Annotated in this window: 22 protein-coding genes; 15 read left to right on the plus strand and 7 right to left on the minus strand. The window is 69.3% G+C overall.

What is annotated here, in order from left to right; genetic code table 11:
* Window positions 1-19: 19 nt before the first annotated feature.
* Entirely contained in the window at window positions 20-925 is a 906-nt protein-coding gene (locus ABNF93_RS20190) for a carbohydrate ABC transporter permease (protein ID WP_349329658.1), read from the minus strand.
* Between the two features lie 61 nt (window positions 926-986).
* A complete protein-coding gene (gene ngcE, locus ABNF93_RS20195; RefSeq protein ID WP_349329659.1) occupies window positions 987-2,426 on the minus strand; it encodes an N-acetylglucosamine/diacetylchitobiose ABC transporter substrate-binding protein in 1,440 nt (479 codons plus the stop codon).
* 293 nt (window positions 2,427-2,719) lie between these two features.
* On the opposite strand from ngcE, the gene ABNF93_RS20200 reads away from it, so the two are divergent.
* From ABNF93_RS20200 to ABNF93_RS20215, 4 genes are all read left to right on the plus strand, one after another.
* Entirely contained in the window at window positions 2,720-3,757 is a 1,038-nt protein-coding gene (locus tag ABNF93_RS20200; RefSeq protein ID WP_349329660.1) for a LacI family DNA-binding transcriptional regulator, read from the plus strand.
* 192 nt (window positions 3,758-3,949) lie between these two features.
* Window positions 3,950-4,966, plus strand: a complete 1,017-nt coding sequence (locus tag ABNF93_RS20205; protein WP_349329661.1) for a hydroxyacid dehydrogenase — start codon at window positions 3,950-3,952, stop codon at window positions 4,964-4,966.
* A 295-nt stretch (window positions 4,967-5,261) separates the two neighbouring features.
* A complete protein-coding gene (locus ABNF93_RS20210; RefSeq protein WP_349329662.1) occupies window positions 5,262-5,834 on the plus strand; it encodes a CGNR zinc finger domain-containing protein in 573 nt (190 codons plus the stop codon).
* A 346-nt stretch (window positions 5,835-6,180) separates the two neighbouring features.
* Window positions 6,181-7,836, plus strand: coding sequence for a DNA repair helicase XPB (locus ABNF93_RS20215; protein ID WP_349329663.1), 1,656 nt, complete (start codon window positions 6,181-6,183; stop codon window positions 7,834-7,836).
* Between the two features lie 89 nt (window positions 7,837-7,925).
* Here ABNF93_RS20215 and ABNF93_RS20220 read toward each other — a convergent pair whose 3' ends face one another.
* Window positions 7,926-9,671 (minus strand): glycoside hydrolase domain-containing protein, encoded by a 1,746-nt coding sequence (locus ABNF93_RS20220; protein WP_349329664.1) that lies wholly within the window; start codon window positions 9,669-9,671, stop codon window positions 7,926-7,928.
* Between the two features lie 655 nt (window positions 9,672-10,326).
* Between ABNF93_RS20220 and ABNF93_RS20225 the strand changes: the two genes are divergently transcribed.
* Genes ABNF93_RS20225 through ABNF93_RS20235 form a run of 3 tightly spaced genes read left to right on the plus strand, consistent with a single transcriptional unit; the run spans window position 10,327 to window position 13,879 of the window.
* Complete coding sequence (locus ABNF93_RS20225) at window positions 10,327-12,471, plus strand: HelD family protein (RefSeq protein WP_349329665.1); 2,145 nt, start codon at window positions 10,327-10,329, stop codon at window positions 12,469-12,471.
* A gap of 57 nt (window positions 12,472-12,528) precedes the next feature.
* Complete coding sequence (locus ABNF93_RS20230) at window positions 12,529-13,218, plus strand: maleylpyruvate isomerase N-terminal domain-containing protein (RefSeq protein WP_349329666.1); 690 nt, start codon at window positions 12,529-12,531, stop codon at window positions 13,216-13,218.
* 31 nt (window positions 13,219-13,249) lie between these two features.
* Entirely contained in the window at window positions 13,250-13,879 is a 630-nt protein-coding gene (locus ABNF93_RS20235) for an HD domain-containing protein (RefSeq protein WP_349329667.1), read from the plus strand.
* A gap of 38 nt (window positions 13,880-13,917) precedes the next feature.
* Here the strand turns inward: ABNF93_RS20235 and ABNF93_RS20240 are convergent, their stop codons facing one another.
* Window positions 13,918-14,259, minus strand: coding sequence for a hypothetical protein (locus ABNF93_RS20240; protein ID WP_349329668.1), 342 nt, complete (start codon window positions 14,257-14,259; stop codon window positions 13,918-13,920).
* 159 nt (window positions 14,260-14,418) lie between these two features.
* On the opposite strand from ABNF93_RS20240, the gene ABNF93_RS20245 reads away from it, so the two are divergent.
* Window positions 14,419-16,011, plus strand: coding sequence for a beta-N-acetylhexosaminidase (locus tag ABNF93_RS20245; protein ID WP_349329669.1), 1,593 nt, complete (start codon window positions 14,419-14,421; stop codon window positions 16,009-16,011).
* Window positions 16,012-16,245: 234 nt separating this feature from the next.
* Here the strand turns inward: ABNF93_RS20245 and ABNF93_RS20250 are convergent, their stop codons facing one another.
* Together ABNF93_RS20250 and ABNF93_RS20255 are read right to left on the minus strand one after the other, a co-directional pair.
* Window positions 16,246-16,506 (minus strand): DUF4031 domain-containing protein, encoded by a 261-nt coding sequence (locus ABNF93_RS20250; protein WP_349329670.1) that lies wholly within the window; start codon window positions 16,504-16,506, stop codon window positions 16,246-16,248.
* 31 nt (window positions 16,507-16,537) lie between these two features.
* A complete protein-coding gene (locus ABNF93_RS20255) occupies window positions 16,538-17,323 on the minus strand; it encodes a copper homeostasis protein CutC (protein WP_349329671.1) in 786 nt (261 codons plus the stop codon).
* Between the two features lie 27 nt (window positions 17,324-17,350).
* Here ABNF93_RS20255 and ABNF93_RS20260 point away from each other — a divergent pair, with 27 nt between their 5' ends.
* From ABNF93_RS20260 to ABNF93_RS20290, 7 genes are all read left to right on the plus strand, one after another.
* The gene (locus ABNF93_RS20260; protein WP_349329672.1) at window positions 17,351-17,692 is read left to right on the plus strand and encodes a DUF8819 family protein; all 342 of its coding nucleotides are present in this window, start codon (window positions 17,351-17,353) and stop codon (window positions 17,690-17,692) included.
* A gap of 103 nt (window positions 17,693-17,795) precedes the next feature.
* A complete protein-coding gene (locus ABNF93_RS20265) occupies window positions 17,796-18,050 on the plus strand; it encodes a type II toxin-antitoxin system VapB family antitoxin (RefSeq protein WP_349329673.1) in 255 nt (84 codons plus the stop codon).
* Window positions 18,047-18,454, plus strand: a complete 408-nt coding sequence (locus tag ABNF93_RS20270; RefSeq protein ID WP_349329674.1) for a type II toxin-antitoxin system VapC family toxin — start codon at window positions 18,047-18,049, stop codon at window positions 18,452-18,454. Before ABNF93_RS20265 ends, ABNF93_RS20270 begins: the two co-directional genes overlap by 4 nt.
* Before the next feature lie 52 nt (window positions 18,455-18,506).
* Entirely contained in the window at window positions 18,507-18,992 is a 486-nt protein-coding gene (locus ABNF93_RS20275) for a helix-turn-helix transcriptional regulator (RefSeq protein ID WP_349329675.1), read from the plus strand.
* Between the two features lie 241 nt (window positions 18,993-19,233).
* On the plus strand, window positions 19,234-19,998 hold the full coding sequence (locus ABNF93_RS20280; protein WP_349329676.1) for an RraA family protein: 765 nt from the start codon (window positions 19,234-19,236) through the stop codon (window positions 19,996-19,998).
* Between the two features lie 13 nt (window positions 19,999-20,011).
* Window positions 20,012-20,902, plus strand: a complete 891-nt coding sequence (locus tag ABNF93_RS20285; RefSeq protein ID WP_349329677.1) for an amidohydrolase family protein — start codon at window positions 20,012-20,014, stop codon at window positions 20,900-20,902.
* A gap of 111 nt (window positions 20,903-21,013) precedes the next feature.
* Window positions 21,014-21,430, plus strand: coding sequence for a VOC family protein (locus ABNF93_RS20290; protein WP_349329679.1), 417 nt, complete (start codon window positions 21,014-21,016; stop codon window positions 21,428-21,430).
* Window positions 21,431-21,452: 22 nt separating this feature from the next.
* Here the strand turns inward: ABNF93_RS20290 and ABNF93_RS20295 are convergent, their stop codons facing one another.
* Window positions 21,453-22,670, minus strand: coding sequence for a dipeptidase (locus tag ABNF93_RS20295; RefSeq protein ID WP_349329680.1), 1,218 nt, complete (start codon window positions 22,668-22,670; stop codon window positions 21,453-21,455).
* Window positions 22,671-22,773: the final 103 nt, after the last annotated feature.

Consider the following 22,773-nt stretch of genomic DNA (forward strand, 5'->3'; position numbering starts at 1 on the left):
GGAGCTGGGGGAAGACAGGTCAGTACTCGAGGCGTTCGCGCCTGGTCACCCGGAACGTCAACACCGCAAGGAGAAGCGAGAAGACGAGCAGCATCGTCGCCATCGCCGAGGCGTACCCGAACTGCGAGTTCAACTCGAACGCCGTGCGGTAGAGCTGGGTGGCCATGACGTCCGCGCCGTAGTCGGCGACCCGGCCGTTGCGGGCAAGCACCGACAGCAGAGCGAACATGTCGAGGGTGTTGATGCAGATGTAGACGAGTGCGACCTGCACGTGTCCCCACAGGAGTGGAAGCGTGACCTGGGTGAAGAGGCGGACGCGGCCGGCGCCGTCGATCGCCGCCGCCTCGAAGAGTTCCCGCGGGATCTGCTGAATTCCCGCGATGAACAACACCATGTAGAACCCGATGGACGCCCAGACCGCCACGAAGGCGATGGCCCACAGGATGACACCGGGGTTGCCCAGCGGGCCGTTGGGGATCACGTCCAGCATGTTGATGCGAACGGCTTCCAGCGCCTTCTGCAGCAGTCCGCCGTCGGTGCTGTAGATGAACTGGAACATGATCGCCACGATGACGACCGGCAGAACCTGTGGGAAGAAGTAGACGACGCGGTAGATCTTCGCGCCGAACAGACCCTCCCGAGTTCCGCCTCCGCCGCCGCGGGTGAGCAGGGACGCGAAGATCAGAGCGGGTGCAAGGGTCGCGATCGGGATGACGACGAGCAACTTCAGGTTGTTGCCCACCGCATGCCACCAGGCGGCGTCCTGCAGCAGTGCGATGTAGTTCGCGAAGCCGATGTAGTCGAACGTCGGTGTGAACCCGGTCCAGTTCGTGAACGAGATCTGGATGCCCTGGACGAACGGCGACAGGACGAAGACCACGTAGAGGGCGAGGGGCGGCGTGAGGAAGGCGAGGATGAAAGGCACGCGACCTTTTCGCATCGTTGCGTCGCTCCAGCTCTCGGCGCTCTCGGCGCGCTCGGTGTCGTCAGCGCGTGAACTTCTTGATCTTCGGGTCCTTCTTCACCGCGTCGGCCTTCTTCTGCACCCGCTCCAGGAATCCTCTGGCATCGAGCTTGCCGGTGAGGAGTACGCCCATGGCGGCCTCGATCTCCTCCTGCAGGGGGCGATACCACGTGCCGTACTTCGGCGACTCGATGCGTTCGACTGCCTGGGCGGCCTTGACGAGTTCGAGCGAGGACTCGAGCGTGCTGTCGAGGTCCTGGCTGTCGTGCGCGCCGTCGACGATGGTGAGGGTGTAGGTCAGCTCGGCGAACTTCTGCGCACCCTCCGCCGACAACATGATGCGGAGGAACTCCAGGCCGCCGGCGGTGTTCTTCGCCTTCGACGGCACCAGGAAGCTCTCACCAGGGCTGTACGGAACGGCGTCGAAGGGCAGCTTGTCGCTGGAGTCCAGCGACGGCGTCGGCGCGATCGTCATCTCGAAGTCGCCCGGAAGCTGGGAGCCCAGCTCGCTCTTCAGCCATGAGCCGCAGGGAATGATCGCGGCCTTGTGCTGCGCCCACGCGGCCTGGCTCTGGATGTGGCTGAGCCCAGCCGTGCCCGGCATGATGTAGCCCTTGGACTTCAGCTCGAAGAACGCCTCGGCGACCGCCACCACCGCGTCCTGCTGCCATGCACCGTCCTCGAGGTTGTCGATGTTCTTCATCACCTCGTTGCCGCCGTGCTTCTGCACCATCGGGTTGAAGACCGACACCATGTAGCCGGGGTACTGCCCCTGATAGGTCCACAGCGGTATGCCCTCGGCCTTGGTCTTCTCGCCGAGCGCCATCAGGTCGTCCCAGGTCTCCGGCGTCTCCCAGCCGTTCTCCTCGAACAGCTTGCCGTCGTGCCAGAGCCCGTTGATGTTGAGGGCGTACGGAACTCCGTACGGCTTGTCCTCGAAGAGCAGCGGGTCGAGCGCGCCTTCGATGAGGGTCTCGCCGACCTTCTTGCCGGGGATGTCCCACGAGGGGGCGTCGAGGAGCGGGGTGATGTCGAGCAGCTGGCCCTGGTTGACGAGGGTGGCGGTGTCGAGGTCCTGCGCGCCGGAGTTGTCGAAGACGTCGGGCGGGGTGCCGTTGACAAACCGCGGCTGCAGCTGCGGGGTGATGTCCTGGGTGCCGAGGTGTTTGACCTCGGACTCGGGGTAGCGCTTCTTGTACATCGCCTCGTGGTACTTCGCGTACTCGTCGCTGAAGCCACCCTTGAAGATCACGACGTCGAGAGGCGCCTTGGGGTCGACACCGAACGGGTTGTTGGCGTCGACCTTGCCGGCCGGCTTCTTCGTGGGTCCGGTCGTGCCACCACCGCCGCCGGTCGCGCAGGCGCCGAACACCGTGCCGCCTCCGGCGGCTGCGGCGAGGAACGCGGCGCGGCGAAGCAGCTCGCGACGGTCGAACCCTGCGTACCTGCGGTGCTGGGTCATCCTGCCTCCTGGTGAGCCATGCCGGCGGCTTCGATGTGTGGGCGCGTGGCGTCCGCGCCGGAAGCTCCACAGACCCCGTTCGACCGTGGAGTGCCGAGCACACTAGTGGCGGGACCACGCCGCAACAAGGGTTTACGGCGGTGGTTCGCAGAGTCGTAACTTTCATTCGAACGTTTCGAAGCACGCGCCATGGCGAACGGCGGCCATCAGGCGGCTCGGCGTCCATCGTTGCCCGCGATCCGGCATGCTGGTGCTCAGAACCCATCGCGTCGAGTGCCGGGGCGGAGAAACTGATGAGCATTCCCACCGTCGTCACCCTCGGCGACGTCGCGCGGCGTGCCGGAGTCTCGCTCGCCACGGCGTCACGGGTCCTCAACGGCAGTACCCGCCGGGTCAACGAGGACCTGCGTACCGTCGTGCTCCAGGCTGCCGACGAACTCGGTTACACCCCCAACCTGCACGCACAGGCCGTGGCTCGGGGCACGAGCTCGACCGTGGGCCTCGTCGTCCACGACATCGCCGATCCGTACTTCTCCGCCATCGCCTCCGGCGTCATGAGGGTCGCCGACGAGCGTGGGCTGATCGTCACCCTCGGCACGACCTCCCGCAACCCGAACCGTGAGGTGCAGTACGTCGCGATGCTGCGTGCCCAGCGCGCCCGGGCGGTGATCCTGGCGGGATCCCGGATGGCCGACAAGGAGCAGACTGATCGGCTGGCGAAGGAGGTCACCGCGTTCCGGCGTACCGGCGGGCGGATCGCCTGCGTCAGCCAGCACCGGCTGCCGGCCGACACCGTGCTCCCTGAGAACCGCGCGGGGGCGAGGGAGCTGGCCGTCCGGCTCGCAGAACTCGGGCACCGGCGGTTCGGCGTCCTCGCCGGGCCGCGGGCGATCCTCACCGCCCGCGACCGGCTCGCGGGCTTTCGGGCCGGCCTGGCCGAGAAGGGCATCGAGCTGGCGCCCGAGGCGCTGGTCGAGGGGCCTTTCACCCGCGACGGCGGCTACGAGGCCGGACGGGAACTCCTGTCCCGGGGGCTCGACATCACCTGCGTCTTCGGCGTCAACGACGTGATGGCGGTGGGCGCCATGGCCGCCTGCCGCGAGCTGGGGGTCGACGTTCCACGCGACCTGTCGATCGCCGGATTCGACGACATCGAGACCCTGCGTGACCTGGTGCCGCCGTTGACGACTGTCCGGCTGCCGCTGGAAGAGATGGGAGTACGCGCGGGAGAGCTGGCCCTCGAGCTCGAGGCGCCGACGAAGGACCGGCTCGTGCGCGTACGCGGTGAGGTCGTCATTCGCGAGAGCACCCGCGATCTGCGTACGTCCTGATCTGGCTCTTGATGAGGGCGCCCCCGCGCCGAGAGGTTCGCCACAGGGGCGCACTCATCCAAGGTGCCATTGGATGAAGGGCACCCTCACCCACGTCGCGCATCGCCTCGGTGATGTCCGATTCCATCGCCGTTGATCATCTTCATCAGGGTGGGAAAGCGCTTGCAGGGCCTGTCCGCTACCCTGCGAGGCATGCCTGCCGTCCGCCGTCCCTCCGTCGTGCTCGCGATGTCGCCCGCCCACCCACCGCGACTGTTCGACGACCGGCTCCGGGAGCGACTCCGCGACCTCGCCGAGGTCGACGTCGACCAGATCATCGACGACTTCACGACCGACGAGGCCCGCGAGGCACTCCGCACCGCAGAGGTGCTCCTCACCTGCTGGGGATGCCCACCGCTCGACGCCGACGTCATGGCCGCGACCCCCGCGCTCGAGGCGGTCATCCACTCCGCCGGATCGGTCAAGTCGCTGATCACCCCCGCCTGTTGGCAGCGGGGCATCGCGGTGTCGTCCGCCGTCTCCGCCAACGCCGTGCCCGTGGCGGAGTACACGTTGGCCATGATCCTGCTGGCCGGCAAGCGGGCGTTGCCGATCCAGGCGGCGTACCGGGCCGATGCGACCCGTCGGGACTGGGCGGCGGTCCATCCCGGCCTCGGCAACTACCGGACGACGGTCGGCATCGTCGGCGCCTCCCATGTCGGACGCCGGGTGCTCGAGCTGCTCCGTCCCTTCGACATTCGCGTGCTCCTCGCCGACCCGACGATCGACGTCGCCACGGCCGAGCGGCTCGACGTCCGACTGGTCGGGCTGGACGAACTGGTCCGCAGCTCCGACGTCGTGACCATCCACGCGCCGGACATCCCGGCGACGCGGGCCATGTTCGACGCGCGACGGCTGGCGATGATGCGTTCGGGTGCGACGCTCATCAACACCGCACGTGGCCGGTTGGTCGACACGGAGGCGCTCACGGCTGAGCTCGCGACCGGCCGGATCTACGCCGTGCTGGATGTCACCGACCCGGAACCGCTACCGCCTGACTCGCCGCTGTTCGCCATGCCCAACGTCGTGCTCACGCCCCACATCGCCGGGTCGCTCGGCCGGGAGATCAACCGGATGGGCGCATTGGCGCTCGACGAGTTGGAACGCTACGCCCGCGGTGAGGGCTTTGCCTTTCCCGTACTCGCAGACCGCCTGCCGATCCTCGCGTAGAAGGCTCCGCCCCACGGCGGTCTCCTGCCACCGTGGGCTGATGCGTGCTGCGCGATCAGTGGCTACGTGGCGCCTCCTGCGGAAGGCCCCAGGTGCGTTCCCACGAGTTCCAGTCCACCGGTGCCTCCGATGGCTTTGGCTGTCGCGGGTGTCTTAGCTGCCTCTGATGTCTCGGCCTGCCGCGCGTGCGGCACGTGCGCCTCCTCTACTGCGCCGCTTGGACCCGATGTGAGATGTAATAGGCATCGAGCAGTTGTGCTCCTTACATTTCGGGTTTGGGCGGTAAGGTACACAAGTGGACTTTCTCCGTTACGCCGAGCAGGCGGCCGATCTCGTCAATGCCCTGCTTGACGACGAGGACGATCTGCGAACCCACCTCGGTGAACGACCCTGGCTGGCCGACCGGGTGACCGGCACCGACGTCCGCGCTCTCCGCCGGCTCCAGCGCCAGCTCCGGCCCGCGTTCGAAGCAGACTCGAACCACCCGGAAGACGTCGTACGCCTACTCAACGAACTTCTCGCCCGGCACCCCGTCTCGCCGTTCGTCTCCGGTCACGACGCGCAGAGCTGGCACCTGCACGTGGCCGAGCGGGAGTCGTCCGTGGCCGAAACGCTCGCGGCAGAGGGGTTGATGGGGATGGCCGTCGTGGTCTGCGACCTGGGCGCGGACCGGTTCGGGTGCTGCCAGGCGAAGGGCTGTCAGAACGTCTTCGTCGACACCTCGCCCAACCGGTCGCGGCGCTACTGCTCCGAACGCTGCTCGTCCCGCGCCAACGTCGCCGCGTTCCGCGCCCGCCGCAGGTCCGCCGCAGGAGCTGACGGCTCCATAGCTGACGCCGCAGGGCCAGACGCCTCCGCTGGCCCGTGATCATGATCGTGATCATGAAGGCTATGTGGGGCTATGGCCCCGTCGCCTTACCTGACCCCGTGTCGGTTCATGATCACGATCATGATCACAGGTGGGTCCCGGCCGGGCTCTTCGATCCGCTCCTCGATCGCAGGTCGGGGCGAGTTTGGACCCAGCCAACCGGGACACAGCCAATCCGGACCCAGGCAACCCGGACCCAGGCAACCCGGACCCAGGCAACGCGGACACAGCCAACCCGGACAGAGCGGAGCGCACCTCGCCGTCCGCCCCCACTGGCGAGGCGGAACAACACCGGGGTTGCCCGGGGTTGGACACTGGAGGTTCCCGACGAGATCCCGGAGATCGCGTGAACGACGGCCCGCTCATCGTCCAGTCCGACAAGACCCTGCTGCTCGAGGTGGGGCATCCCGCAGCCGACGACGCCCGCAAGGCGATCGCGCCATTCGCCGAGCTCGAGCGCGCCCCGGAACACGTCCACACCTACCGCCTCACACCCCTCGGCCTCTGGAACGCCCGCGCCGCCGGCCACGACGCCGAGCAGGTGGTCGACACGCTGCTCCGCTTCAGCAGGTACGCCGTACCCCACGCTCTCCTCGTCGACGTCGCCGACACGATGGCGCGCTATGGTCGGCTGCGCCTCGACAACGATCCGACCCACGGCCTTGTCCTCGTCACCACCGACCGGCCGGTACTCGAGGAGGTCCTTCGCAGCGCGAAGCTCAAGCCCATGCTGGGCAAGCGGATCGACCTCGACACGGTGGCGGTCCATCCCTCCGAGCGCGGGCACGTCAAGCAGGCCCTGCTCAAGCTCGGCTGGCCGGCCGAAGACCTCGCCGGCTACGTCGACGGCGAGGCGCACGACATCGACCTGGCCGAGGACGAATGGGCACTCCGTCCGTACCAAACCCACGCCGCCGAAGCGTTCTGGCACGGCGGTTCCGGCGTCGTCGTCCTCCCGTGCGGCGCGGGCAAGACGCTCGTCGGAGCGGCCGCGATGGCGCACGCGAAGGCGACGACGCTGATCCTCGTCACCAACACGGTCGCCGCCCGGCAGTGGAAGGACGAGCTGGTCCGCCGTACCACCCTCACCGAGGACGAGATCGGCGAGTACTCCGGCTCCCGCAAGGAGATCCGGCCCGTCACCATCGCGACGTACCAGGTGGTCACGACCCGCCGCAAGGGCGCCTACACCCATCTCGAACTCTTCGGCGCCCGCGACTGGGGGCTCATCGTCTACGACGAGGTTCACCTGCTGCCCGCACCCATCTTCCGGATGACGGCCGACCTGCAGGCCCGGCGCAGGCTCGGGTTGACGGCGACGCTGGTCCGCGAGGACGGCCGCGAAGGCGACGTGTTCAGTCTCATCGGACCCAAGCGGTACGACGCTCCGTGGAAGGACATCGAGTCGCAGGGCTGGATCGCGCCGGCCGACTGCGTGGAGGTACGCGTCACCCTCACCGACGCCGAACGCCTCACCTACGCGACGGCCGAGGTCGACGAGCGCTACCGGCTCGCGTCCACGACGGACACCAAGGCGCGGGTCGTCGAACGCCTCGCCGCGCAGCACCGGGGTGAGCCCACGCTGGTCATCGGGCAGTACATCGACCAGCTCGACGACCTCGCCGCCCGGCTGGACGCGCCGATCATCAAGGGCGAGACGACGGTACGCGAGAGGCAGCGGCTGTTCGAGTCCTTCCGTACCGGCGAGATCTCGCTTCTCGTCGTGTCCAAGGTGGCGAACTTCTCGGTCGACCTGCCGGAGGCGGCGGTCGCGATCCAGGTGTCGGGGACGTTCGGATCGCGGCAGGAGGAGGCCCAGCGGCTCGGCCGGCTGCTGCGGCCCAAGCACGACAAGCGAGCGGCGCGGTTCTACGCGGTCGTGTCACGCGACACGGTGGACCAGGACTTCGCGGCGCACCGGCAGCGGTTCCTCGCAGAGCAGGGTTATGCATACTGCATCATCGACGCCGACGACGTACTGTCGGGCGACCTACCGAGCTAGGTCAGCGCCTGTAGTCGAGGCGTGTTGGATGAGGGGACCCCTGCAGCGAACCCGTTGGCCCAGGGGCGCCCTCATCCAAAGCCGAGCAGTCAGCGAGGATCCGGAGCGGCGCAGCGCGGGATGGGTCGGCTGTAACCGGGCCGCCCGGGCGTGAGGACGTACGCATCCGCCACCCAACCGCCGGAGTCCAGCTGGTTCCACACCGCGCTGGGTCCCACCTGGCTCCCGGCCTGTTGGCAGGTGATGTACGCCAGACCACCGGTCCGGATCAGCCCGACCGCCGGGTACGAGGTCCCAGGCCCGGAACGGACCCTCAGCACGCTCGTCGACACCGGATAGGGGTACCTGCACAGGGGCACCGGCGGCGACATGCCGCGTTGGCTCGCCGTCGAGACGTGCAGGTCGCTCACGTAACTGCCGTTCAACAGCTTGTCCCAGACCCGCGTCGTCCCGACCTCGGTGCCGATGGCCTGGCAGACGAGATCGAGGGTCGCACCGGGAGCCCAGACTCCCACCATGGGATACGACGTCCCAGGGCCGGACCGTGCCCGCAACCCGATCCGGGACGTGACCGCGTACTGGTACTTCACCGAGCCGAGCGGCCCGTCGACCATGTTGCTGTCGATGTTGAGCCGGCGACCACCCCAGGTCTCGTTGTGCTCGCCGCGGTACTGCTTGAGCCGCTGGTGCGTACCCCACTGGCTATCAGGGACGTGCGGCTCGCCCCACACCGACGCCCGACCGTCCCAGCGCGCGGTCCAGATGGCGTCCGGACGCGCGAACGACGACGACCCGTACGCATCGGAGAGGTCCCGGATCCCCGACGCCGCGCTGGAGTAGACACCGGACAGGTAGCCGCTGTCGTGCAACTGCGTCGTCCAGGCGTGGAGGAACTGCATGACGGTCCGGCGGCAACCGGTGTTGCCGGTGTCGTAGGCCTCCAGGTCGAAGTAGATCGTGCTTCCGCCGTACAGTCCGAACCGTTGCGCCCGGCGTGTGGCGTCCACCGCGGCGGCGGCGCCCTGCTGGGCGACGTTGGTGGGCCTGATCGGGCCGAGGTCGTCCTGGAAGGCACACGGCGCCTGGCGCCCGACGTAGATGGGCAGCATCTGCCACCCGAGCCGGGCACTCGACCGCACCCAGGAGGCCGACAGGTTGCCGTCCGGGCATGCCCGGTTGACGCCGCCGATGTAGATGCCGACCGTGCGGTACGGCGACGCCAGCCAGGCCCTCATGGTCGTGAGAGAGGGTGCGGTGCAGGTGTCGAAGCCGCGACCGAGGTGGCGCGGGGTGTTGCCGCCTGACGCGGTGCGGGAAGGGTCGGAGAACATCGGCTCCGGTGACGACCCGGCGGGCCCGGACGTCGCCGACAGGTCCGCCGGCTCGCCGATGGGTGTCGTCCGTTCGGGCCCCGTGTACTGGACCCGCTCGAGGATCGCGGTCACCACGTCCGGGCTCTCGCCGTACGCCGCGGTCACGGCCAGCCCGGTGCCCGCGAGTGCGTGGGTGGTCTCCTCGCTCGCGGTCGACGCCGGCGTGGTGTCGACTGATGCGGCGCCCGGACCGGCCGGTGCATTCCCCGCGGCGGGCGCGGTGCCAGTCGGTGCCGGGGCGGCGCCGACCGCCAGCGTTCTGTCGGGCTCGCCGCCCGTGGCAGGTGCGACGAGCAGCCCGTCGGACCGGCCGACCGCGCGATGTGGGCAGTCCTGGTCCGCACCAGGAGTGCCGAGATAGAGCGCCGGAACGTCGAACCGTACGCAGGTTCGCGGGCGGGCCTCCAGGTCGTGGACGGCCCAGCTGGACGGCACGTCGAGCCGGAGCCCGCGATAGGTCACCGCCTTGGTGCCTCCCAGGTCTTCACCGGAAACAGCGGGGAGAGCGTCAGCTGTCCCTGGCCCGAGCATGAATATCGGTGACGCGACAATCGCACACGCACTTCCCGCGACAACGACTGACAGTCTTCGGCTCCGCCATTTCGACCGGCGGCCGGCACGTGATCCGAACACGTTTGGATGCGCCTCTCCTGTGAAATCCATCGCGTCACCAACCGCGCTTTCTCACCAGGCAGAGCGGCGGTGAACGCAATCGAACGTCACACAAGCATCACCTCGGCATCCTTTACGCATGGCCGGCATTCCGTAAGCACAGGTGTGTTATTTCCTCATCCCGTATAAATTCGCCAGTCAATATTCAGGCGCACGGAATCGAGCAATTCTGGCCCAAACGGGAATACCAACCTCGTGGCTGGATGCTCATCCGTTCCGGAAGATTGATCACGGCTGTCGATCGGATTGTCGACAGGTGTCGACGGGCTCTCGCCGGGCACCACATAAATCGGTCGAGAACTCCGGAACGGCGTGTTAACGTATCTGGCCCTTTCCGCCCATCACCCCTTTCGGCTCCGTCGACCGACACCCCTAGGTCCGGCTGGGCCGTCGCGTCGCGCCCGGACACCGACACCCTCGGACGTCATCGAAGCGGAGACCCGCCATGCCCACGCACGAGGCGACCCAGCCACCGGATACGACGGCCGCACCCGCCGGCCCACCCTCCGACCCCACGCCCATCCACGAGTCCGCGGATCCCGCGCTCGCCGCCGAACGCCGCCACCTCGCCGAGTCCCGCTCCGCGCTACGCCAGATGCGAGAGCGCACCGAGTCTCTCGAGGCGCAGGGCGGCAACGCCGTCTCCACCGAGTACCTCAAGGCGACCCTCTATCACCGGGCGAAGGCCCTTGCCGACGACCCGAACACGCCGCTCTTCTTCGGCCGTCTCGACTACGGCGTCGACGCCCGTCCCGTGGACGAGGAACCGACGGCCGGCCGGGCCGAGCGCTTCTACATCGGTCGCCGGCACGTGAGCGACGAGGATGGCGACCCGATGGTGGTCGACTGGCGCGCGAGCGTGTCGCGACCCTTCTACCGCGCCACCCGCCGGAATCCGCTCGGCGTCGAGCTGCGCCGGCGGTTCGGGTTCGCGCACGGCTCGTTGACGGCGTACGAGGACGAGCACCTCACCGACCCGCCCGCCACGGATGTCGCCGATGGCGCCGGCACGGCGCTCAACAGCCGGATCCTCGAGGCCGAGATCGAACGACCCCGCGTCGGCCCGATGCGCGACATCGTGGCGACGATCCAGCCCGAGCAGGACGACATCGTCCGGGCCGACCTCTCCGGCACGGTCTGCGTCCAGGGCGCACCCGGCACCGGCAAGACGGCGGTCGGCCTGCACCGTGCCGCGTTCCTGCTCTACGCCCACCGCGACCAGCTGCGCCGGCAGGGCGTCCTCGTCGTCGGACCGAACGACTCGTTCCTGCGCTACATCGGCGACGTCCTGCCCGCCCTCGGCGAGATCGACGCCCGGCAGAGCACGCTGGCCGAGCTGGTCGGCCGGACGAAGATCCGCGGCACCGACCCGCCCGACATCGCGACCCTCAAGGGCGACGCCCGGATGGCGGAGGTCCTCCGCCGCGCCGTGTGGTCCCATGTGAAGGAACCCGGCGAGGGACTCGTCGTGCCGAGGGGCGCCCGCCGATTCCGCGTTCCGGCGTACGAAGTGAGCGAGATCCTCGCCGGCATCCGCGCCCGTGGTGTCCGCTACGGCGCCGGCCGCGCGATCCTGCCGCAACGGCTGGCCCACGCGATCCTCCTCCGCATGGAGGCCGACGGCGACTCGCCCGACGATCGGGTGCAGGCGTCGGTGGCCCGCAGCCGACCGGTCAAGGCGTACGCCGACGAACTCTGGCCGGCCGTCGACCCGGCCAGGCTGGTGTTCCGGCTGCTGGCGGAACCGGACTTCCTCGCCGAGCACGCCGACGGCCAGCTCGACGTGGCCGAGCAGGTGCTCCTCCGCTGGCCGGCCCCGCCGCGCTCGGCCGGGTCCGCCCGTTGGTCACTCGCCGACGCCGTGCTCGTCGACGAGACGACCGACCTGATCGAACGCACGCCGAGCCTGGGACACGTCGTCCTCGACGAGGCGCAGGACCTGTCGCCGATGCAGCTGCGGGCGGTCGGGCGGCGGTGCAGCACCGGCTCGGCGACCGTGCTGGGCGACCTCGCCCAGGCAACGACGCCGTGGGCGACCCGCGACTGGACCGACGCGCTCACCCATCTCGGCAAGTCCGGCGCCCACGTCGAGGAACTGACGAAGGGCTTCCGAGTGCCGGCGTCGGTGATCGAGTTCGCCGCCCGGCTTCTTCCGCACATCGCTCCGACCCTTGCGCCACCGTCGTCGGTCCGGCGTACCCGCGGCGATCTCGTCATCAACCAGGCCGCGAACGTGCTGCCGGCCGCGCTCGACGGCGTGCGGACGGCACTCGACCGGCCCGGCTCCGTCGGCCTCGTGGTGCCTGACGCCCGCATCCGTGCCGTTCGTTCCGCCCTCGACGCCGCCGGCATCTCCTACGCCGTGCTGGGCGACACGGACGACGTCGACGCCCACCTCGACGTCGTACCGGCGTCGCTGGTCAAGGGGCTCGAGTTCGACCACGTGGTGGTCCTCGAACCAGCCGCGATCGTCGCCGCCGAACACGACGAGGTGACGGGCCTACGCCGGCTCTACGTCTGCCTCACCCGGGCGGTCACCTCCCTCCAGATCGTCCACGCGGAACCGCTCCCCGCTCCACTGTCGGGCTGATCGTTTCGCGCAGGTCCGCCGCGCTGGTGGTCCCGTGATCTCGTTAGCGTTGCCGCCATGGACAAGCTGCATCACCGCATCGCGACGGCCGCGCTCACCGACGCCTACTCCGAGCTCTCGCGTCTGGTCGGCTCACTGGAGGACACCGACTATGTGCGCCCGAGTCGTTGTGCCGGCTGGGCGGTGGGCGATGTGCTCTTCCATCTCCTGCTCGACGCGCAGCGGGCCCTGGTGGCGTTCGGTACGCCGACAAGGAAAGCAGCGACCACCGACTACGTGACGTACTGGCGCGACTGGTCCACCCACCGCGACGAGAGAGTGGCAGGGGCGCACGCGCGGTTCGTCCGCGTGGCGACAGCTGCCTACACAGACCCGCAGCAGCTGGCCGGCCAGTGGCAGCAGACCGCGGCCGCCGTGCTCACCACCGCCTCGGCGTTGCCCGGCTCGGAGGTCGTCGCCAGCCAGGGTCGTGCGTTCACGGTGACCGACTTCCTGGGCACGCTCGCGGTCGAGGCGACCGTGCACCATTTCGACCTGCTGATGGAGCTTCCCGGCAAGCCCGAGCCTCGGCCAGGAGCGTTGGACCTCACCGTCCGTGTCCTCGACCAGCTCCTCGGCGACACCGCGCAACGGCCGCCGTGGGACGACCTGACCTGGGTGCTCAAGGGCACCGGCCGCACACCGCTCACCACCTCCGAACGCCGCGCGCTCGGCGCCACCGCCACCCGTTTTCCCCTCGTGGGGTGAGCGGTTCGCGCCCACGGGTAGGGATGACGTGATGAGCGAGCACGACCCGACGGCAGAGGCGCTGCTCGCCCGGTGGACCGTCCTGGTGCCCGACGCACCGGAGGTGGGGCGCGGGCTGGTGGGGAGGTACGCCGAACCGCACCGGCGCTACCACGACCTGCGCCATCTGGCGGAGGTGCTGGACCGGATCGACCGGCTCGCCGCGTACGCCCACGATGCCGACGCCGTCCGCCTGGCCGCGTGGTTCCACGACGCGATCTACGACCCGCACCGGGCCGACAACGAGGAGCAGTCTGCCCGCCTCGCCGAGGACCTGCTGCCCGTGGGCGGTGTGCCCTCGTCCCGCGTCGCGGCGGCGGCCCGGCTGGTCCGGCTGACCGCGAGCCACGACCCGGGCGCGGGCGACGCCGACGGTGCCGTCCTGTCGGACGCGGACCTGGGCGTGTTGGCGGAGAGCCCGGAGCGGTACGCGGAGTACGTCGCGGATGTCCGGGCCGAGTACGCCCACGTCGATGACGAGGCGTTCCGGCGCGGTCGGGCGGAGGTGCTCGAGCGGTTGCTGGCGTACGACGAGCTGTTCCACACGCCGTTCGGGCGTACGACCTGGGAGGTGCGAGCCCGTCACAACCTCCGCGCCGAGCTCCTCCTGCTCCGGAGCTGAGCGGCAGCGAACGAACGGTGCCCGCCGTGGAGTGGCGTTCAGAAGTCGGTGGACCTGAGGACGCGCAGGGACCACACGGCAAGGGGGACGGCGACCAGGACAACGCCGGCCGAGATCGCGATCATGTACGGGCTTCGCTCGTAGTCCTCGTGCCGCTCCTTGACGATGTTGTCGTAGGTGTCACCACCGTTCAGACAGACGTATCCCGCCCGAGGCATCGGATCGTCGCCGCAGGTGACGGGATCGTCGACCGCCAGCCGTTGCTCCACGCCGACGTAGAGGCCGATCAAGGCGACAATCGTGACCGGAAAACCGATCATGAACCCGAGAAGGGCGAGACACCCGCGTCGCCGGCCGCCCCGCCGTGTCACTGCCGGCATCGCGACCCTCCGTTCACCACGGCGCACTCCCCGGCGACCATGCTAGGCGGGGTGATCATCGGCCAGGCGTCGAGGATCAGCACCCATGGGATCCCGGTTGCTCAGAATTGACCTGAACGACCTGTTGGTGCGCAGATTCGGGCACTAGGCTGACGGCCCGTGATCCTGCCTCAGCCTCAGCACCTCGAGCGCCGCGACGGCGCCTACGCCCTGACCAACGCCACCACCCTTCGGGCCGACGACGCGTCGGGACCGGCGGCGGACGCGCTCCGCAGCGCTCTCGGACCCGCCACCGGATTCACGTGGGGCCCGCCGAGCGACCCGGCCTCCGCAGCCGGAATCACCCTGACGGTTGACGCCGCGCGCCACGGCCCCGAGGCGTACTCCCTCACTGTCACCTCCGACGGGATCGAGATCATCGGCGGCGACGCGGCCGGCGTGTTCTACGGCGTCCAGTCGCTGCGGCAGCTGCTGCCGGCCGACGCCTTCTCGTCGTCCCGCGTCGACCGCACGTGGGAGGTCCCCGCCGTCAGCATCACCGACCGGCCGCGGTTCGGCTGGCGCGGCACCATGCTCGACGTCGCCCGGCACTTCATGCCGAAGGCGTTCGTCCTCGAGCTGATCGACCTGATCGCCCTTCACAAGCTCAACGTCCTGCACCTGCACCTCACCGAGGACCAGGGCTGGCGACTCGCGGTCGAGAAGTACCCCAGGCTCACCGAGGTCGGCGCGTGGCGTCCCGAGACCCTCGTCGGACACGCGCACCGGCCCGAGAGCGAGTACACCTTCGACGGCACACCGCACGGCGGTTTCTACACCGCCGAGGACGTTCGCGAGATCGTGGCGTACGCAGCGGAACGCTTCATCACCGTCGTCCCCGAGATCGACATGCCCGGCCACATGCTCGCCGCCATCGCCGCCTATCCGGAGCTGGGGAACGGCTTCAAGCCGGCGGAGGTGTGGAAGCGCTGGGGCATCAGCGAGCAGGTGATCAACCTCGAGGACTCGACGCTGGACTTCTGCCGCGACGTCCTCGCGGAGGTGCTGCGACTGTTTCCCAGTCCGTACGTCCACTGCGGCGGCGACGAGTGCCCGAAGACGGAGTGGAAGGCGAGCGAGTCCGCGCAACGACGCATCGCCGAGCTGGGCCTCGCCGACGACAGTGCCGACCCTGGGGGCGACACCCGGACCCCCGAGGACGCGTTGCAGGCCTGGTTCACCGGCCAGATGGCCGACTACCTGGCAGCCCAGGGGCGCCGGTTCGTCGGTTGGGACGAGGTGCTCGAAGGGGGCGGCCCGGCGCGACTGCCCGACGATGTGGTCGTCATGTCATGGCGCAGCGAGGCCGGCGGCATCGAGGCGGCTCGTGGCGGGTTGGACGTCGTGATGGCGCCGTGCCAGCACGTCTACTTCGACTACTACCAGAGCGAGGACCACGACGCCGAGCCGCTCGCGATCGGCGGCCACATACCCCTCGCGAAGGTGTACGCCTACCGGCCGATCCCCGGCGAGCTCGACGCGGAGGCGGCCGCGCACGTGTTGGGCGCCCAGGCCCAGCTCTGGACGGAGTACGTGCCGACGACCGAGCATGCGGAGTACATGCTCTTTCCCCGGCTGTGTGCGTTCGCGGAGGCGGTGTGGCGGGACGGCTCCGGCGAGATCGATGCGTACGACGTCTTCGTCGCCGAGCGGCTTCGCCCACACCTCGAGCGGCTCGACGCGCTGGGCGTCAACTACCGCGCTCTCGACTGACGCACCTCTCTTGGAGCTGCACAGCGGATGCGGTCCGTTGAGCTGGGCCGATCCCGCCTGAGCGACGTGCAAATGACCACGCTGCCCATGCGTTCGGAACCTGGAACGGGTGTCGAGACCTGTCCCGGCTACCGCAGGCGTGCTCAGCGTGGTCATTTGCCGGTGGAGCGGGCCGTTCAGGGCGCCCTCACACACGCCCCGTTGGAGCAAAGCGTCCCTCACACAGCGACCGGATCAGGGGTGCTTGCGGCGGCGCAGTCCCGCGGCCACGATCCGGGCCACCAGCTCGCGGCTCGTGACCGGGTGCGCGCCCGCGGCCACGATCTCGTCGTAGCGTTCCTCGGGGATGTCGTAGTGGTCGCGGTGGAAACCCCGCTCCGGCACGCCCATCCGCCGGGCGAACTCGTGCAGCTCCTCGAACGACACGTCACTCACCAGATGCGACCAGCTCCGCCCCCGCGCGGGCCAGATCGGCGGGTCGATGAGTAGCGTCACGCCCGCTCCCGGCCCGAACGACGGTTCGCTCTCACGCGGTCCCCGAGTCGGGGTTCGAGACGTCGACCGCCCGACTCACCTCGTCGTCCACCAGGGTGCGCCAGGCGCGTACGTAGCCCGCATCGACGTACGCCTTCCACGACCGGTCCGGGCGTACGGCACTCCCGACATGGAACGCCCGGACGCCCGCCTGCGCCAGCCACGGCACATGCTCGGCGCGCAACCCTCCGCCGGCCATGAGGTGGCGAGCCGCGAAGACATCCGCACGGGCCAGCCAGATCAGGTCCTCGACGCCGTGGTCCGCGCCACGTGCCGATCCGGCCGTGAGGACCTCGGTCAGCCCAGGGAGCTCGCGAATCGCCCGCCAGGCCTGCTCGACGTCAAGAGCATGGTCGACGGCCCGGTGGAAGGTCCACGGCCTCCCGGCCAGTTCGTCGACCACCACCATGGTGGCGGCCACGTCGACGTCGAGCGTGGGGGTCAGGAACCCGAGAACGAATCCGTCGGCCCCGGCACGCGTGTAGTCCGTCACGAGGTTACGCAACCGCGCGAGCTCGGCGGGCGTCGTCGTGAAGCCGTCGCTCAACCGCAGCATCACCCGCATCGGAATCGAGCTACGACGGCGAATCTTCTCCACCAGCGAAGGCTCGGGCGAGAGTCCGTCGGCTTCGATCGCCGCGACCACCTCGATCCGATCGGCTCCGCCTGCCTCGGCGGCCACCGCGTCGGCGGGTCCGAGAGCGATGACTTCGAGCAGGGGACGCGTCCTCGTGTCTCGACCCGCCCCCGCGTCGTCGCCAGCTCCTCGAACCGTCATGGCGCAAAGCCTGCCAGGATCATCTGTGTGACCGACGACGACCCGCTGATCAAAGCCCGCGCCCGGGTACTCCATGATCTGGAAGCCCGTGGCGTCGCCGACCCGCGTGGGGTTTCGATCCTGGAACAGGCGCTGTCCGAGCGTCGCTGGTGGGTGTCCGAGTGGCCCGAGGGCGCCGACTACGTTGCCGGCCAGCTCGCCCAGGACATCCAGGACGCACTGCTCGACGAGGTAGGCCGGTGGCCCCTGTGTAAGGCGTGCGACGAGGTGGCGCCGCACGAGCTGCGGATCAACCCCGAGCTGGGGCCCGACCCGCACTGGGTCTGCGAGCGCTCCGGGATCGACGTCGCCCCCCTCGGCGAGCTGTGATCATCGGTCCGTTCGATCTCGACGGGTCTCCGCATGGTAGACTGCTACCTCGTTCTAGGTAGAACGGTGCCGCCTGGGCCGAGGGAAAGGGGAGCGGCCACCCGTGAGTCTCAACATCAAGAACGAAGAAGCCCACCGGCTGGCTCGCGAGCTGGCCGAGGCCACTGGCGAATCCATGACCCAAGCCGTGACCGAGGCACTCCGCGAACGTCTCGCGCGCGTCCGCCAGCGCGAGGACTCACCCGAGGTCGAACGCCTCCTGGCGATGGGGCGCGCGATCGGCGAACGTCTCGATCCCTACTGGAGAAGTGTCGACCATGGCGAGCTCCTCTACGACGAGAAGGGCTTGCCACGTTGATTATTGAGACGTCCGCGCTGGTCGCCATCCTTCGGGACGAACCAGCCGCCCGGGAATGCGCCCGTGCGATCCTGGGCGCCTCCCATCGACGGCTTTCAGCAGCTGGATACCTCGAGGCGGCGATCGTGATCGACGGCTCGGGAGATCCGGTTGCCAGCAGACAGTTGGACACCTTGCTCGCCGACTTCGACATCGGGATCGAGCCCCTCACCGAGCGGCAGGCTCAGATCGCGCGGGCCGCGTATCGCGACTTCGGCAAGGGACGCGGAAACTCAGCCCGGCTGAACTTCGGCGACTGCATGTCCTACGCCCTTGCCACAGACCTGAACGAGCCTCTGCTCTTCGTCGGTGACGACTTCAGCAAGACCGACGTCAAGGACGCGCTCGCAGGTGATCGCGACTGACCGGCACGGTCGACTCCGGCCCTGCGTCCCTTTCTGCTGCTAGCGTCCAGCCATGGCTGCACGGCCCGGCGACCGGTCCGGCTGGCTCGACCTGGCCCGGGAGTTCCTTCGTACGTCCGCGCTCACCTGCGTGCGGCTCGAGGACGCGGCGGCGGTCGCCTGCATGTCGCCCTTCCACTTCCACCGCAGCTTCGCGCGGACATTCGGCGAGACGCCGCACCAGTTTGTGACCCGGCTACGCGTCGACCGGGCGAAGGCCCTGCTCGCCGGTACGGACCTGAGCGTCCTGGAGGTCTGCCTTGCGGTCGGCTACCAGAGCGTGGGGACGTTCTCGCGCCGTTTCACCGCGCTGGTGGGTCGTAGTCCGTCCGCATACCGCCACGGTGTGCGCCCCATGCTGGTCGCGGTGCCGGCGCCCGTCTCGTCTCGGCGTACGCCCGGCGACCTCCGCGACGGCAGGGCGCTCTGGACGCCGCCGACCCCGCGGTTCGTACCCCTCTGCTTCACCGCCGGTTGGACCGGCACTCACGCCGCCTGACCACCGGATGCCCTGACCACCGGATGCCCTGACCACCGGGGCCGAGAGACCGAGCGCCGAGAGACCGAGCGCCGGGAGACCGAGCGCCGGGAGACCGAGCGGCGAGAGCCCGAGTGTCATCGCAATGCATTGTCCCCATGAGGACGGCGTACTTCGACTATTGACTCTTGTAGACAATATGCGGTCCGACCTAACCTGCTGAGGGACCTGGAGTACCGCCGCCGCGCCGAAAGGATTCGCAATGTCCACGGGCACAGCAGACACTCCGACCGCCGACACTCAAGCGTCCGAACTCGCCAAGCTCTACAAGCATCTCCGGGTCGTCGACGTCTGCGACGCCATGGACGGCGTCGGCTACTTCGACATCGGCCTGATGGACCGCGACGTCCGTCCGCTCTGGCTCGGCATGAAGTTCTGGGGCGAGGCGGCGACCATCCGCTGCGTACCCGCGAACCGTCCCATGTGGAAGCTCAACTCCACCGAGGACATCGTGGCCGCGCACAGCGTCTGGTTCAACGAGGTGGGTCCGCCCGCCTCGCCCTCGGGTCTGTCGCCCGGCCACGTCCTCGTCACCGATGGCGGCGGCGCGCGTGAGGTGGGCTTCTGGGGTTCGGCGAACGCGTTCTCCGCGCAGGCAAACGGAGCCGTGGGCATCGTGACCGACGGCTACTGCCGGGACACTGCCGAGATCGCCCTCCAGCAGACGCCGGTGTGCGCGGCGGCGCGTGGCCGGCCGATCATCCCGGGTCGGATCGAGGTCGTCGAGGTCCAGACCACGATCGCGTGCGGCGGCGTACAGGTCCGCCCGGGCGACATCGTGGGCGCGGACGACGACGGCGTGATCGTCGTACCCGTGGAGATCGCCGAGGAGGTCGCGGTCCATGCGCGCGCGGTACTGATTGCCGACATGCACGCCCGACGGAAGATCTACGACAAGCTGGGAAGAAAGCCTGACGCGACCACCGATGTCGAGGCGGTCGAGGCCTACTACGCCGGCCTCTCCTGAGCCGGCTGGGCCGATGACGACGGAAAACGCGCCGAGTCCGGAGTCGCCGCCCAGCGCGGCGGGGAGCATCGACGCGCACCACCATTTCTGGCGTACGCCCGAACACCATCAACACTGGCGCGACACCGGACTGCCCACCCTCGCCCGCGACTTCGAGCCCGCGGACCTCGCGGTCGAACTCGAGCGGACCGGGGTGGCCGGGACGGTCCTCGTGGAGTCACTCGACGTGCCGGCGGAGAACCGTTACCTGCTGGAGTACGCCGCCCAGACGCCCACCGTCCTGGGGGTGGTCGGCTGGCTGCCCCTGCGGGATCCGGCAGCGGCCGTGAAGACCCTGGACGAGCTCGCCGGCCATCCGGTCGTACGCGGGATCCGCTACCTGATCGGGCGGGACCCGGCCGACTGGCTGGTCGAACCTCGAACCATCGAGGTCCTGCGGGAGCTGGCCCGTCGCGGTCTCGCCTGGGACATCGTGCCGGTCACGTCCGGCCACGTCGACCATGTGTGCACGATCGCGGAGGCCGTGCCCGACCTGCGGATCGTCGCCGACCACCTCGCCCGGCCACCGCTCGACACCGGCGGATGGGAGCCGTGGGCGTCCGGGATCGCGCGCCTCGCGTCGCACCCCAACGTCGCGCTCAAACTCTCGGTCGGGATCGACGTCCTCACCCGCTGGCCGGCCTGGCAGCCGGAGCGGTTGGGCCGCTACGTGGGCCGGGCCCTCGAACAGTTCGGCCCTCGGCGGCTGATGGTGGCGAGCAACTGGCCGGTGATCATGGTGCGGCGTACGTACGCCGAGACGATGGCGGATCTCCTCGCCGCGCTGGGCACCGGTGTTGCGCCGGATGATCTCGCCGAGGTCCGTGCGGGCACCGCCCGCCGCTGGTACCGGCTTCCCACCTGAAGCTCGCCTGAGGCGGGGACGCGGCGCGCAAGATCGGAGATGCGACCCGCCCTGGCGGCGGCCTAGTGTCGATGGACGAACGGCACCGCGTTTCCGAAGGGACCAGCCAGCATGATCAAGCGACTTTCGCACGCCAGCATCTTCGTTCTCGACCAGGACTCGGCGTACGACTTCTACGTCGACAAGCTCGGCTTCGAGGTCCGCACGGACGCGGCGTTCGGCGACGACATGCGCTGGCTCACGGTCGGGCCCAAGGGCCAGCCGGACCTCGAGATCGTTCTCATGCCGCTGACGGAAGGTCCGCACCTGACGGCCGAGAAGGTCGAGGTCCTCCGCGAACTGATCACCTCGAACACGTTCGGTGCCGGCGTTCTCGAGACCGACGACGTGCAGAAGGAGTACGAAGAACTCTCGGCCAAGGGCGTGGAGTTCGTCCGCCCGCCGGAGGAGCAGTTCTACGGCATCGAGGCGCTGTTCCGCGACGACTCGGGCAACTGGTTCAGCCTCACCCAGCGCACGACGACCTGACTCCTGGCGCGGCGCATAGCGGCTACACCGCCCGTCCGGCCACGGCGTTCGCGTCGCCGTCGAGGTCGGCGTAGGTCGCGAGGGAGGGGCCGCGGCGCTGCTGCAGGTCGGCGGCGACCTCCTCGGCATCGCGCAGCACCCGGAGCGCGTTGGCACCGGCGAGTTTCACCAGGTCCGCTTCGGACCAACCACGGTCGAGCAGCGCGGCGAACAGGCGCGGATAGCCGGACACGTCCTCCAACCCGAGGGGCAACGTGTCGGTCCCGTCGTAGTCGCCGCCGACCCCGATGTGGTCGATGCCGGCGACCTCGCGGGCGTGCTCGACGTGCGCCACCACGTCGGCCAGCGTCGCATCCGGCTTGGGGCGGGCCTTCTTCCACTCGTCCGCGAAGGGGAAGAACGCCTGCAGGTCGCGCGGATTCACCCCTTGTGCGCGGGCCGCCTCGGCGGCCTCGGCGCGCCACTGCGCACAGGCCGGCGCCACGAAGTCGGGCACGAACGTCACCATGCACACGCCGCCGTTGCCGGGCAACGCCGCGAGCACGTCGTCGGGCACGTTGCGCGGGACGTCACAGACGGCGCGGGTCGACGAGTGCGAGAAGATCACCGGCGCCTCGCTCACCCGGAGCGCCGCGCGCATCGTGTCTGCCGAGACGTGGGAGAGGTCGACGAGCATGCCGAGCCGGTTCATCTCGCGGACGACCTCCTCGCCGAACGGAGAGAGCCCGCGCCCGCCCTGGCCGGGCTCGTCGGTCGCTGCGTCGGCCCACGGCACGTTGTCGTTGTGGGTGAGGGTCAGGTAGCGCACGCCGAGCGCGTACATCGCCCGGAGCGTCCCGAGCGAACAGTCGATCGAATGCCCGCCCTCCATGCCCATCAGCGAGGCGATCCGGCCCGACGCGAAGACCTTCGCCACCTCGTCGGCGGTGGTCGCGAGCCCGAACGTGTCGGCGTACCGGTGGATCATCGCGTACACCGCGTCGATCTGTTCGAGCGTCGCCGAGACCGCGTGGTCGCCCTGCAGCCGGCTCGGCACATAGACCGACCAGAACTGCGCCCCGACACGGCCCTCGCGCAACCGTGGGATGTCGGTGTGCAACGCGGGAGCCGGTTGACCGATGTCGAGCCGGTCGAAGTCGTACGCCGCATGCAGGCGCATCGCGATCGGAAGGTCGTTGTGCCCGTCCACGAGCGGATTCGCGGCCAGCAACGCCTTGGCCCGATCGAGGCTGGTGTCCATGCCGCCCCATCATTCCGTACGGCACCGTCGCGAGCGCACACCGCGACGGCTGGACAGCCACGAAGGGGCGGTCCCGGATGGCTCCGGGACCGCCCCTTCTTGG

The sequence above is a fragment of the Actinopolymorpha sp. B9G3 genome (assembly GCF_040120725.1).
Taxonomy (GTDB): domain Bacteria; phylum Actinomycetota; class Actinomycetes; order Propionibacteriales; family Actinopolymorphaceae; genus Thermasporomyces.